Annotated in this window: 12 protein-coding genes; 8 read left to right on the top strand and 4 right to left on the bottom strand. The window is 62.4% G+C overall.

The genetic code is table 11. From position 1 onward, the window contains the following. The first annotated feature begins 4 nt into the window (after positions 1 to 4). Entirely contained in the window at positions 5 to 1345 is a 1341-nt protein-coding gene (locus tag JFN90_RS03055) for a TldD/PmbA family protein (RefSeq protein WP_199393635.1), read from the top strand. Between the two features lie 44 nt (positions 1346 to 1389). Here the strand turns inward: JFN90_RS03055 and JFN90_RS03050 are convergent, their stop codons facing one another. The 4 genes from JFN90_RS03050 to JFN90_RS03035 all read right to left on the bottom strand — a co-directional run bounded on the left by JFN90_RS03050 (position 1390) and on the right by JFN90_RS03035 (position 5884). After that, positions 1390 to 1674 (bottom strand): ArsR/SmtB family transcription factor, encoded by a 285-nt coding sequence (locus JFN90_RS03050; RefSeq protein WP_199393634.1) that lies wholly within the window; start codon positions 1672 to 1674, stop codon positions 1390 to 1392. 63 nt (positions 1675 to 1737) lie between these two features. Next, the gene (locus JFN90_RS03045; protein ID WP_199393633.1) at positions 1738 to 2724 is read right to left on the bottom strand and encodes an ABC transporter ATP-binding protein; all 987 of its coding nucleotides are present in this window, start codon (positions 2722 to 2724) and stop codon (positions 1738 to 1740) included. Further along, positions 2721 to 3683 (bottom strand): ABC transporter ATP-binding protein, encoded by a 963-nt coding sequence (locus tag JFN90_RS03040; RefSeq protein WP_199393632.1) that lies wholly within the window; start codon positions 3681 to 3683, stop codon positions 2721 to 2723. The genes JFN90_RS03045 and JFN90_RS03040 overlap by 4 nt, the downstream gene beginning before the upstream one ends. A gap of 89 nt (positions 3684 to 3772) precedes the next feature. Then, on the bottom strand, positions 3773 to 5884 hold the full coding sequence (locus JFN90_RS03035) for an HD domain-containing phosphohydrolase (protein ID WP_199393631.1): 2112 nt from the start codon (positions 5882 to 5884) through the stop codon (positions 3773 to 3775). 342 nt (positions 5885 to 6226) lie between these two features. Here JFN90_RS03035 and JFN90_RS03030 point away from each other — a divergent pair, with 342 nt between their 5' ends. The 7 genes from JFN90_RS03030 (at position 6227) to JFN90_RS03000 (ending at position 13024) form a co-directional block, all read left to right on the top strand. Next, positions 6227 to 7333 carry a SpoIID/LytB domain-containing protein gene (locus tag JFN90_RS03030; RefSeq protein ID WP_199393630.1) on the top strand — a complete coding sequence of 369 codons (1107 nt, stop codon included), beginning with the start codon at positions 6227 to 6229 and terminating at the stop codon, positions 7331 to 7333. Position 7334: 1 nt separating this feature from the next. Further along, entirely contained in the window at positions 7335 to 8360 is a 1026-nt protein-coding gene (queA, locus tag JFN90_RS03025) for a tRNA preQ1(34) S-adenosylmethionine ribosyltransferase-isomerase QueA (protein WP_199393629.1), read from the top strand. A 9-nt stretch (positions 8361 to 8369) separates the two neighbouring features. Then, positions 8370 to 9485 (top strand): tRNA guanosine(34) transglycosylase Tgt, encoded by a 1116-nt coding sequence (tgt, locus tag JFN90_RS03020; protein WP_199393628.1) that lies wholly within the window; start codon positions 8370 to 8372, stop codon positions 9483 to 9485. A 72-nt stretch (positions 9486 to 9557) separates the two neighbouring features. Then, on the top strand, positions 9558 to 9881 hold the full coding sequence (gene yajC, locus JFN90_RS03015) for a preprotein translocase subunit YajC (RefSeq protein WP_199393627.1): 324 nt from the start codon (positions 9558 to 9560) through the stop codon (positions 9879 to 9881). 37 nt (positions 9882 to 9918) lie between these two features. Beyond that, the gene (gene secD, locus JFN90_RS03010; RefSeq protein ID WP_199393626.1) at positions 9919 to 11517 is read left to right on the top strand and encodes a protein translocase subunit SecD; all 1599 of its coding nucleotides are present in this window, start codon (positions 9919 to 9921) and stop codon (positions 11515 to 11517) included. Between the two features lie 13 nt (positions 11518 to 11530). Beyond that, entirely contained in the window at positions 11531 to 12439 is a 909-nt protein-coding gene (secF, locus tag JFN90_RS03005; RefSeq protein ID WP_199393625.1) for a protein translocase subunit SecF, read from the top strand. Between the two features lie 9 nt (positions 12440 to 12448). After that, positions 12449 to 13024 carry a tetratricopeptide repeat protein gene (locus tag JFN90_RS03000; protein WP_199393624.1) on the top strand — a complete coding sequence of 192 codons (576 nt, stop codon included), beginning with the start codon at positions 12449 to 12451 and terminating at the stop codon, positions 13022 to 13024. The last annotated feature ends 98 nt before the right edge of the window (positions 13025 to 13122 follow it).

Below are 13122 nucleotides of genomic sequence, written 5' to 3'. Positions count from 1 at the left end.
CAAAATGGAACTGACACGACACGCCGACGCGGTGGAACGCCTGCTCAAGGGGCGTCAGATCGACGGTTACGAAATCGCCGTCTCCGGCTCGCGCGACCTCGCCATCGAGGTGAAGCAGGGAAAGGTGGACGCCTTCCGCGTGGCCGAGCCTTTCGGCGTCTCCCTGCGGCTCCTGGTCGGCCAGGGCATGGGCTTCTCCTATTCGACCGCCCTCGACGACGTGTCTCTTGAGCGCATGGTCGAGGGGGCGCTGGTCGCCGCCCGGGTGCAAACGCCGGACGAGTTCTACACCTTCGCCGCCCCCTCTCCGTCTTACCCCGATACCCCCTGGCTCTTCGATCCCTCGCTTCCTGCCATCGACGAATCGCTCAAGGTCGCCCGCGCTCTGGAACTGGAGCGCCTGGTGCTCGCGGTCGATTCCCGCGTCAAGCGGGTGCGCAAATGCAGCTACGGCGAGTCGGTCTACCACTCGCTGACCCGCAACTCGCTGGGACTGAACGCCGCCTACAGCGGTACCTACAACACCTGCAGCGTCTCCGCCGTGGCGGAGTCGGACGGCGACGCCCAGACCGGCTGGGATTACGGCTTCTCTCCCTCCTTTTCCGGGGTAGATCTCGCCGCGGTCGCATCCGGAGCGGGACGCAAGGCATGCGCCCTTCTCGGTGCGCGCACGCTTGCCACCATGCGTTGCCAGGCGGTCCTCGACAACCACGTGGCCGCCGACCTGCTCGACGTCCTATCCGGTTCCTTCCTCGCCGAGAACGTGCATAAAGGGAAATCCCTGCTGGCCGGCAGGGTAGGGGCGCGGCTCTTCTCGGAACTGATCTCCGTGCGCGACAACGGCCTTCTTCCCGGCGCCATGGGGAGCGCCCCCTGCGACGGCGAGGGGGTGCCACAGCAGGACACCCCGCTGGTTATTAACGGGGTACTGCAGGGATATCTCTACGACAGCTACTGGGGCAAACGTCTGGGGACGCGCTCCACCGGCAACGCGGTGCGAAGCGGCATCAAGACCCCGCCCCGGGTCGGCGCCCTCAACCTCCACGTCGAGCCTGGTGACGCCGATCCTGCCACGCTGCTGGCTGGTGTGAGCAAAGGGGTGCTGATCACCGACGTGATGGGGATGCACACGGCGAATCCGATCTCGGGTGACTTCTCGGTCGGGGCTGCCGGCTTTTATGTGGAGGATGGAGAGGTCAGGTACCCGGTCAAGGGGCTCGCCTTGGCGGGAAACCTGCTGGAATTGTTCGGAAGGGTGGACCAGGTCGGGAGCGACCTGCGTTTCTTCGGCTCCACGGGATCATCTTCGTTGCGGATCGCCGAGCTCGACGTCAGCGGAACCTAGGACCGCCCCGGGCGGGTGCGGTCCTTCGGCCTGCTTTACTTCTATTACGCCTCTGCGTTCAGGATTTCGATCAGCCTGCGCACGAACGGGCTCACCACAGCGTAGTGCACCTCGACCCCGTCGCGGGTCCCCTCGATGATCCCCTTGTTCTTCAAAAGCGCCAGGTGCTGCGACACGGTCGCCTGGGGGAGCCCAAGGCACTCCCAGATGTGCTTCACGTTGCACTCCTGGGTGCAAAGTCCTGCCACTATCTTCAGGCGGATCGGGTGCCCGAGCACCTTCAGCATCTCCGCTTCTTTTCCGTAATCTCTGGTCTTGTCAAATGCCAACTTGGTATCCTCCGGTTTGGGCTAAAGATAATCTATATATGCTAATAGGAATTGTCAACTGATTTACTTTGTTTCCTTCAGGAAGATTTCCTCGCTGAAGTGGCAGGCTGCCCGCTGCCCCGGCACTTTTTCCAGCAGTTCGGGGCGCTTTTCACTGCACACCGGCTGCGCGTAAGGGCAGCGCGGGTGGAAGGGGCAGCCGCTGGGGGGGGAGACGGGCGAGGGGAGCTCACCCTTGGCGATCACGTGCCTGGTCCTCTTCTTGGGATCGATGCTCGGTATCGCGGCAAGGAGCGCCTCCGTGTAGGGATGCAGGGGGCGGTTCAGCACCTGGTCCCGGCTGCCGGTCTCCACGATGCGTCCTAGGTACATGATCGCCACCCGGTCGCTCAGGTGTCTCAGCACCGAGAGGTCGTGGGTGATGAACAGGAAGGAGAGCCCCAGGTCCTTTTTCACGTCCTGCAGCAGGTTGATGATCTGCGCCTGGATGGAGAGGTCGAGGGCCGATACCGGCTCGTCGGCTATGATCAGGCGCGGCGCGACCGCCAGGGCGCGGGCGATGCCGATGCGCTGGCGCTGCCCGCCGGAGAACTCGTGCGGGAAGCGCATCATGTGCTCGGGGGAGAGGCCCACCCGGCTGAGCAGTTCAGCCACCTTGTCCCGCCGTCCCGAGGTGTCCCCGATGCGGTGGATCTCCAGGGGCTCGCCCAGAATCTCCGCGACACGCATGCGCGGATTCAGCGAAGAGAACGGGTCCTGGAACACCATCTGGACCTCTTTGCGGTACTGGGCCAGCTCGGCCTTGCTCATCCGCGCCAGCTCACGTCCCTCGTACTTCACGCTACCCGAGGTGGGGGGGGTGAGGCCGGTCAGAAGCCTTGCCACGGTCGACTTGCCGCATCCCGACTCCCCTGCGAGTCCAAGCGTCTCCCCCGGGTAGAGCTCGAGGTCGATACCGGCCACCGCGGTGAGGATGCGCTTCTCGGCGAACATCCCCCCCCGGGCCGGGTACTGCTTCACGAGGTTTTCTGCGGTCAGAAGCGGCGTCATGATACCTTCCTGCAGCGCACCAGGTGTCCGGGCGCCACCTCCGTCATCTTGATGGTTTCCCTGCTGCAGGCATCGTCGCCGACGGGGCAGCGCTCCTTAAACGGGCAGCCGGTGAGGTCGCCGCGCAGGTCGGGCACCCCTCCCGCGAAGGTGGCGAGCTTTTCGCCCGGGGTGCCGAACTCGGGGAGCGAGGCGAGCAGTCCCTTGGTGTAGGGGTGCAGCGGGTTGGCGAACAGTTCGGCGGTAGGCGCGCTCTCCACGATCTCGCCGGCGTACATGATGGCGGTGCGGTGGGCGCGCTCGGCCACGATGCCGAGGTTGTGGGTGATCAGGATCAGCCCCATGCGGTTCTTCGCCATGAGCCGGTCCAAAAGTTCCAGTATCTGGGCCTGGATGGTTACGTCGAGCGCCGTGGTGGGCTCGTCGGCGATGACCAGTTCCGGGCCGCAGGCGAGCGCCATGGCGATCATGACGCGCTGGCGCATGCCGCCGGAGAGCTGGTGCGGGTAGTCCTTGACCCGGTCCTGGGCGGCCGGGATGCCCACCTGGGTCAAGAGGTCGACGGCCTCGCGCTCGGCATCGGCACCGGTCAGGCCGCGGTGGATCCTGAGCCCCTCGGCGACCTGGTACCCGACGGTGAAGACCGGGTTCAGCGAGGTCATCGGGTCCTGGAACACCATGGCGATCCGGTTTCCCCTGATTTCGCGCATGCGCTCCTCGGAGAGGGCGAGGAGATCCTCCCCCTTGAAGCGGATGGCGCCGGCGACGATGCGCCCCGGCGGGGGGACCAGCCTTAGCACCGAGGCGGCCGTGATGCTCTTGCCGCAGCCGGACTCGCCCACAAGCGCCACGGTTTCGCCCGGCTCGACGGTCAGGTCCACGCCGCGCACGGCCTTAAGCACCCCGCTTTTCAGGCGGAACTCGGTGCGCAGTCCTGCGATTTCTAAAAGTGGCGGCACAAGGGCTCCCGGTGCCCGAAGGGCACAAAAATGGCGCGGACCGGCTCTGCCGGCCGCGCAGCGAGTTTTATCTTATACCATTATTTGAATTACTGGGCAATGCAGGAGTGAGGCTTGCTGCCGGCCTTGCTAGAAAGGGGCACCACGTGCAGCCCCGGGTATTCCTCGCGCTGGGGCAGGAAGTTGGGTGTCTTCAGGAGCTTGATGAAGATGGGGACCAGTTCCGGGTCGAACTGGGTGCCCGCGTTTTCGGCCAGCTCCTGGATGGCCACCTCGAGTTTGAGCGCCTTGCGGTAGGGGCGGTCCGAGGTCATGGCGTCGAAGCTGTCGGCGATGGCGAGGATGCGGGACTCCAGGAGGAGTTCCTGTCCGGTCAGGCGGTTCGGGTAGCCCTTACCGTCGTAGCGCTCGTGGTGCTGACCGATGCACAGGCGCACGTCGTGCAGGAATTCGATCGGCTCCAGGATCTTCATGCCGATGGTGGGGTGCTGTTGCAACTCGGCAACATCGTCCTTGGTGAGGGTCGCTTCCTTGTGCAGCAGGGAGAGGTCTATGCCGATCTTGCCGATGTCGTGCAGGATGGCCGCGCGCTCGATCACCTTGAGGCGGTTGGCGGGGAGCTCGAGTTGACGGGCGAGGGCGAGCGAGAAGCGGGTGACGCGCTCGGAGTGGCCGCGGGTATAGCTGTCGGAAGCCTCGATGGCGGAGACCAGGGCCTGGATCGTGTTCAGGTAGGTCTTTTGCTGCTCGTCGTAGAGCTTGGCGTTCTTGATGGCGATGGAGGCCTGGGCCGCGATGGTGGAGAGAAGCTCCAGTTCCTCGTGGTTGTAGACGGTGTTGTTCAGCTTGTTGACCACGGTGATGGTGCCGATGATCTCGTCCTTGACCATGAGCGGGGCGCAGATGAGGGTCTTTCTCTCGAAGCCGAGCGGGCTCACCCGGTCGAATTCGGGCATGAGGGCGATGTCGGTGATCAAAAGCGGCTTGCTGTTCTGAATCACCCAGCTGGAGACGCTGGAGGGTTTCATGGGGACGCACAGGTGCTGCGGGTTCGGGTCGCGGTAGCCGACCAGGTTGGTGATGCGCAGCTCGCCGTGCTCGGCGTCGTACAGGACCACGTAGCCGACCTGGGCCTGCAGGGTGTCCATGGTGGTCTTCACCACCAGCCGGTACAGGTCCTCCACCTCGATGGTGGAGTTGATGGCCAGCCCCAGGCGGTACAGGGTGGATAATTTCGCCACCGCCTTCTCCAGGTTGGTGTTCTTGTCTTCCAGTTCCCCGGCGAGGTCAGCGATCTTGTAGTTCGCCTCCTCGATCTCCTCGATGCGCTCCTCCAGTGTCACGTTCAGGTTCTCGATCTCTCGGATCTGTTCCTCTAGCCGGCCGTTCATCTGGTGGGTCTCGCGGTGGTGTGCCAGCTTTTCCTGGGCCCGGGCCAGCTCCCTCTCGTGCTTCACCGTCGATTCCATCAGCGTCGCGATGGTGCCGACCATGTGGTTGAAACTGTTGCCGAGCGAACGCATTTCGCGGCTGGAGGTCAGGCTGATCTCCTGGTTGAACTCTCCCTGCTCCACTTTTTCCATGCAACGCATCAGCTTGCGGATGGGGCGCTCCACGTAGATGACCAGGAAGGTGAAGATGGTGGCCACGGTGAGCAGCACCAGGATGATGGCGGAGACGACGGCGATTTCGCGCTCGCGGGAAATAAAGCCGTTCATGTACCCCAGGGAAAGCTTGATCTCGAGCAGGCCCAGGGTCTCTTTATTGGCCGGATGGCATTTGTAGCATTGCGGGGCGTTGAAGATACGCGCGTAGGAGAGGAAGACACCTTCCTCGGGAAGCATCGAGATATTGCGGTTGGGGAGCCTGGTTCGCCCCTGGTCCGGGACCCGGTTGCCGATCTCGTCCCGGTCCGCCGAATTCAGGATCTTGCCTTCCGCGTCTACGATCCTTATCGATTTTACGAACTCGCGGGACTTGATCCGGGCGAAGATGCTGGCGACCTCTTCGGAGCGGCCCGAAAGCATCGCGTTGGCGATGGAGCTCTTGATGGTCTCGATGAGGACCGACGTGTTGCGGTTCGCTATCTCGTGCAACATTTCCTTCTGCTGCCGGTAGTTATGATAGGCAACGGTGGAGATGACGACGACCAGGATCGCGGTGACCAGGGTGAGGATTTTAGTTTTGAGGGAGATGCGCATACAGCTCCGAGCGGTGGTGCAGATCACGCTAAATGGCTATGCCCAACAGCGATATAGCCTTTTTTTGTACTTCTGGCAACACTTATTTGGAATTTCCAGCTTTGCCTCGCTGCCGTCAAACCCATTGATGTCGACATCTTAGCTGCGCTGCGTGGTCCCGGCCCCCCCGGGGGACGCCCCCTTGGGCCGGTGACTTAATGAGAAACAAAGCAATTCGCTTGCCAATTCATTAAACTGAAAACCCTCTGATTAGAGCCATAAAATTATTGACTTTGCGGGCGGTTCCATGGTTTATATCTAGGGCTTTTAGGGGACTTTTATACCCATGCGTACACGGAATTGATGAGCTGCTTCAGGACGTTGATCATATTTATTATCTGCCTCGCCGCCGGGGGTAGTGCCGCGGCGATACGACCGGAGATGGTGCGGGTGGCCCTGTTCAAAGGGGCGGAGACCCTCAGGATCGACGGCGACGGCGTGCTCCTTACCGACGGCCGCGAACCGCTCCGGGTCGAGATGCCGCTCGAGATTCGCCGCTCGGGCAGCGGACTCAGCGTGAACGGTAAGCCCGTGAACCGCCTGGTCGCTTCTGCCTTTTCGCGCATGACTGTGAACGGTAAGGGATACCGCTCACTGATCGAGGTCTCTCCCGCCGACAAGGGACTGCTGGTGGTGAACGAACTGCCCCTTGAGGAGTACCTGGTCGGTCTCATCAACTGCGAGATCAGTTCCGCCTGGCCCATTGAGTCCATCAAGGCGCAGGCTGTCATCGCCCGTTCCTACGCGGTATATCAGATGCAGGCCCGCCGCGGCCAGAACTACCAGCTCGAGTCCAGCGTGATGGACCAGGTGTACGAGGGGGCTGACGTCGAGGACAGCCGCGCCGCTTACGGCGTGCGCGAAACCGCTGGAGAGGTACTCACCTATAACGGCAAGACCATCCAGGCCTTCTACCATTCCAATTGCGCCGGCCACACCGAGAACTCCAAGAATGTCTGGGGGCTCTCGATTCCGTATCTCCAGGGCGTTTCCTGCCGTTATTGTGGCGAGTCCAACCCGATCCGCTGGGAGCTGAACCTTCCCTTGAGAAAGGTGGAGTCCTCGCTGAAGTCCGCCGGCTTCCAGGTGGCGGGGCTTCGGGAGCTGCGCGTGCGCGGCAGGAACGCAAGCGGCAGGGTACAGGACGTGGTCGCCGAATGTTCCAGGGGGAGCGTGATCATCCCCGGAGTCGCCTTCAGGAAGGCCATGGGCTACGGCACCGTGAAGAGCACCAACTTCGAGCTGCGCAGCCAGCGCGACGACCTCCAGGTGAGCGGCACCGGCTCCGGGCACGGCGTGGGGCTTTGCCAGTGGGGCGCCAAGGGGCGCGCCAACGAAGGGTTCGATTACCACGAGATACTTACTTATTACTATCCGGGCGTGAAGCTTTCCGGCGGGTACGGTCGATAGCATGCTCCTTTCCGATTTTGATTATGAACTCCCGCCGGAGCTGATCGCTCAGCATCCGGCCACCCGCAGGGACGCCTCCAGGCTTTTGACCCTCGAGCGCGCCACCGGTGCGGTCGGTGAGAGCACCGTGGCGGCCATCGCCGATCAGTTTCGCCCCGGCGACCTCCTGGTCCTGAACGACACCCGTGTCATTCCGGCCCGCCTCAAGGGGCACAAGGAGAGCGGCGGCGCGGTAGAGGTGTTCCTGGTGCGCCGCGTCCCCGGTGAAGGGGAGGTGTGGAGCTGCCTGATCAAGGCCTCCAAGACCCCCGGCGCCGGTACCCGGGTCATCCTCCCCGCCGGAGTCACGGCGACGGTGACCTCCCGCGAGCAAGGGGAGTGGCTGGTCCGCTTCGAAGGGAGCGACGATTTCATGGGCTGGCTGGAGACGGCCGGGAGCATGCCGCTACCCCCGTACATCAAGCGCGCCCCCGAAGGGGAGGACCTCGAGCGCTACCAGACCGTGTTCGCGCGCGAGAAAGGGGCCGTGGCCGCCCCCACCGCCGGACTGCACTTCACCCCGGAGATCCTGGCTGAGATCCGGGGTCGCGGCGTGGAGATCGCGCCTCTGACCCTGCACGTGGGGCTGGGGACCTTCATGCCGGTCCGGGTGGAGGACCTTTCCCAGCACACCATGCACCGGGAGCTGTACCGAATCCCGCACGACACCGCCCAAGCCATCCGCCGCACCAAGGAGTCCGGGGGGAGGGTAATCGCGCTCGGGACCACGTCGATGCGGGCCCTGGAGCACGCCGCTGCCTCAGGCGAACTGGAGGCGGGGGAGCGCGAGGCGGACATCTTCATCCTGCCGGGATACCGGTTCAGGGTGGTTGATGCGTTGATAACGAATTTTCATCTCCCCAAATCGACACTATTTATGTTAGTGTGCGCTTTCGCCGGTAAGGAGGTCGTGACCGAGGCCTACGCCGAGGCGGTAAGAAGACGCTTCCGGTTCTTCAGCTACGGCGATGCGATGTTTATCGGGTAAAGGAATATTTTGTCAGCTATATCGTTTGAACTTATCAAGAAAGACCCGGGCTGCGCTGCCCGTTTAGGCTCTCTGACAACCACGCACGGCAGGATCGAAACCCCGATATTCATGCCGGTCGGCACTCAGGCCACGGTGAAGGCGATGACCCCGGAGGAACTGGTCGAGGTCGGCTCGCAGATCATCCTCGCCAACACCTACCACCTCTACCTGCGCCCCGGACATGAGCTGGTGGGGCGGCTGGGGGGGCTGCACCGCTTCATGCACTGGGACCGGCCCATGCTGACCGACTCCGGCGGCTTCCAGGTCTTCTCGCTCGGGGAGCTCAGGAAGATCTCCGAGGAAGGGGTGCACTTTCGCTCTCACATCGACGGTTCCAAGCACTTTATTTCCCCCGAGGTCTCCATCGCGATCCAGGAGGCGCTGGGCGCCGACATCGCCATGTGCTTTGACGAATGCCCTCCCTATCCGGCAGAACGCTCCTACGTGGAAAAATCGCTGGAGTTGACCACGCGCTGGGCCAAGCGCTGCAAGGACGCGCACAGCCGCCCGGACCAAGCGCTCTTCGGTATCGTGCAGGGTGGCATGCACCCGGACTTAAGGCGCGAGAGCGCGCGCCAGATCACCGACATCGGCTTCGACGGCTACGCGCTGGGGGGGCTGTCGGTGGGCGAGGAGAAGGAAGTCATGCACGGCATGATGCAGGAGTGCAGCGACATCCTTCCCGAACAGTCGCCGCGCTACATCATGGGGATCGGCGCTCCCGAGGACCTGGTCGAGGCGGTGTACCACGGCTTCGACATGTTCGACTGTGTCATGCCCACCAGGAACGCCAGAAACGGCGCCCTGTTCACCAGTTTCGGCAGGATCAACATCAAGGCGGCCATCTACGCCGAGGACCAGGGTCCCATCGATCCGGCCTGCGACTGCTATGTCTGCCGCAACTATTCAAGGGCTTACCTGAGGCACCTGTACCGCAGTCAGGAGATCCTCGCCTCGCGGCTGAACAGCTGGCACAACCTGCACTTCTACCTGAACCTGATGCGGCAGGTGCGGGAGGCCATTGGCAAGGGCGAGTTCGTCAAGTTCCGGCAGCAGTTCTACGCAGCCAGAACAGCCGGTTAGCTTACGATTGAAGCTTTACTGAACGTTTTCACTGTTTCAACGTGATGGAAATACAACCCAGGAGGTAACTAAATGTTTGGTTTGGCGTTTGCAATGGCTGGTCCCGCGGGTGGCGCGCCGGCGGGCGGAGGGATGATGGCGCAGTTTCAGGGGCTGATCCCCCTGGTGTTCATGTTCGCCATCTTTTACTTCCTGCTCATCAGGCCGCAGCAGAAAAAGGCCAAGGATCACAGGGCACTTCTGGAAGCGCTCAAAAAAGGCGATCAGGTCGTCACCGCCGGCGGCATGCACGGCAAGGTGACCGCACTGGACGACCAAGTGGTGACCCTGGAGATCGCTCCCGGCGTCAACGTCAGGATCAACAAGGGGTACATTGCGTCTGTGAAGCAGGACTAACTGCATTGATTCAATTTTTCCGAAAGGAGCTTTTCCCATGAAGGGTTATACCTGGCGCATCTCTCTTATCTTTATTTTCATCATCGCCTCGTGCGTCTACCTGACGCCGACCTTGGTCGACACGCTCCCCAAGTGGTGGAGCGGCCTGCTTCCCAAGGACAAGATCCACCTGGGTCTTGACCTGCAGGGGGGCACCCACCTGGTCATGGAAGTGGAGACCCAGAAGGCCGTGGAAGGCTCCCTGGACCTGATCGCCACGGACCTCGAGGATTCCCTCACCGCACAGAACCTGCGCTTCAAGAAGATCGGGCGCCTGGGCGGCGACAAGGTGCAGCTCACCCTGTACGACCGCGGTTCGGCCGACAAGGTGCAGGCGCTGGTCAAGAAGAAGTACCCGGACCTCGAGGCCCTTCCGGTCTTCGATGAGGGCGGCTTCGTCAACATGCAGCTGCGCATCAACGAGAAAGAGGCCCAGGTCAGGAAGGACCGCGCCGTGGCGCAGGCCCTGGAGACCATCCGCAACAGGATTGACCAGTTCGGCGTTTCCGAGCCGGTTATCCAGCGCGAAGGGATGAACAACATCGTCGTGCAGCTCCCCGGTATCAAGGATCCGAAACGCGCCATCGAGCTGATCGGCAAGACCGCGCGCCTCGAGTTCAAGCTGGTGGACGAGACCGTGAACGCGGCCACCGCGACCGTCGGCTCCATCCCCGAGGACGACGAGCTCCTCTCCGAGAAGAGGACCGATCCCCAGACCGGGGCCGTCTCCGAGACGCCGCTGGTCGTGAAGAAGAAGGCCATCATCACCGGTGAGCTTCTGACCGACGCGCAGATCAGGATCGATTCCCAGTACAACCAGCCCTACGTTGCCATCGAGTTCAACTCCACCGGCGCGCGCCTGTTCGATCAGGTCACCGCCGCCAACGTGGGCAAGCGCTTCGCCATCGTGCTGGACAACAACATCTACTCGGCTCCGGTGATCCGCGAGCGGATCTCGGGCGGTTCCGCCCAGATCTCCGGTTCCTTCACCGAGAAAGAAGCCGCCGACCTCGCCATCGTGCTGCGCGCCGGCTCGCTTCCCGCTCCGGTCAAGATCCTGCAGAACGTCACCGTCGGTCCTTCCCTTGGTCGCGACTCCATCCACAAGGGGCTCATGGCCGGCCTGATCGGCGTCCTGCTCGTCGTCAGCTTCATGGCGATGTACTACAAGCTCTCCGGCATGGTCGCCAACCTGGGCATGGTGCTCAACATCCTGTTCCTGATGGGCGCGCTCTCCGCGCTCGGTGCGACGCTGACCCTGCCGGGCATCGCCGCTATCGTCCTTTTGGTCGGTATGTCGGTCGACTCCAACGTCCTCATCTTCGAGAGGATCAGGGAGGAGCTGCGCCTGGGCAAAACGCCGCACGCGGCGCTCGATGCCGGCTACGACAAGGCGTTCCTGACCATCATGGACTCGCACGTCACCGCCCTCATCACCGCGGCGGTTCTGTTCCAGTTCGGCACCGGCCCGGTCAAGGGCTTCGCTGTCTCGCTGAGCCTCGGTATCATCATCAACCTGTTCACGTCGCTCGTCGCCACCAAGGTGCTCTTTGACGCCTTCCTCGACCGCGTCCACGTGAAGCGACTCAGCGTATAAGGGGGGGAGACCAATGGAACTGCTCAAGAAGACCAATATAGATTTCATCGGGATGAGGAAGATCTCCTTCCTCGCCTCCGGCCTGATGGCCATCATCGGCCTCATCGGCATCATCGCCATCGCCCGCGGCACCGCCAACATGGGCATCGACTTCTCCGGCGGCACCGAGATGCAAATCAAGTTCGCCCAGCCGGCCACCACCCAGTCCATCCGTGACGCCCTCGCCAAGAGCGGCATCAAGGAAGCCGAACTGCAGGAGATCACCGGCGGCAACCAGGTGCTGGTGAAGATGCACAAATCGACCGGCAAGTCCGCTGACCAGGTCGCCGAGGCGCTGAAAGCCGGAATCCCGGGCAACACCTTCACCGTGGAAAGCTCCACCGAGATCGGCCCCTCCATCGGCGAGAAGCTGAAGCAGGACACCCTGGTGGCCGTGGCGCTCTCCATGCTGGGCATCATCCTCTACATCGCCTGGCGTTTCGACTTCAAGTTCGGCGTGGGCGCGGTAGTGGCCACCATGCACGACGTGCTCGCCATGATCGCCGTGTTCTACGTGATGCACCGCGAGGTCAACATCCTGTTCATCACCGCCGTCTTGACCATCGCCGGCTACTCGCTCACCGATACCGTCGTCGTCTTTGACCGTATCCGCGAGAACATGCACAAGAGCATCAAGGACCCGATGATCGTTATCTTCAACAAGAGCATCAACGAGACCTTGTCCCGTACCATCATCACCTCGGTGACCACCTTCCTTGCCGCCGTTTCCCTGTTCCTCTTCGGCGGCGAGGTGATCCATGACTTCGCCTTCGCCCTGGTTGTGGGCGTCGTGGTGGCCACCTATTCATCCATATTCGTTGCAAGCCCGATCGTGGCACTGTGGGAACAGCACGCGGTCGAGACCAAGGTAGAGGCCGTTTAAGGAGGTTCCGTGAACAAGGAGAACGTACTTACCATCGTGGTAGCGCTGATCGTGGGTCTTCTGGGAGGCTACCTGATCTTCAATCTCGCCGGCCAGAACAAGGAGCCCCAGGTTGCCATGAGCGTGCCGCAGGGCGCCGGCTCCCCGACTGATTACCAGCGGCGCATTGTTGAGGCCGAGAAGATCGTGGCTGCCGATCCCAAAAACCTGCAGGCGTGGATCCAGCTCGGCAACGACTACTTCGACACCGACCAGGCCCAGAAGGCGGTCAACGCCTACGGTAAGGTGCTCGAGCTCGACCCGAACAACCTGAACGTGATGACTGACCAGGGGATCATGTACCGGAAGATCGGCTGGTACGACAAGGCGATCGCCAACTTCGAGAAGGCGCAGTCGATCGACCCCAAGCACCTGCAAAGCCTCTACAACCTCGGCGTGGTCTATCTGCAGGACCTGAAGCAGCCGGACAAGGCCAAGGAGATCTGGACCAAGTACCTCCAGTTCGATTCGACCAGCCCCACGGCCCAGCAGATCAAGAACGACATGGCCGGCCTGAACCAGATGCCGACCTCGTTCAAGAAGTAACAGCACCAGCAGCAGAGAAAAAACCCGCCCACCCGGCGGGTTTTTTTTTGCCGCCTGCGCGGCACATTAGATTCGCGGGGCGCTGCTCCTTATGCTAT

The sequence above is a fragment of the Geomonas propionica genome (assembly GCF_016458235.1).
Classification (GTDB): Bacteria; Desulfobacterota; Desulfuromonadia; order Geobacterales; family Geobacteraceae; genus Geomonas; species Geomonas propionica.
Note: the sequence above shows the minus strand (reverse complement) of the source record. Positions and strands in the feature narration are given on the sequence as shown.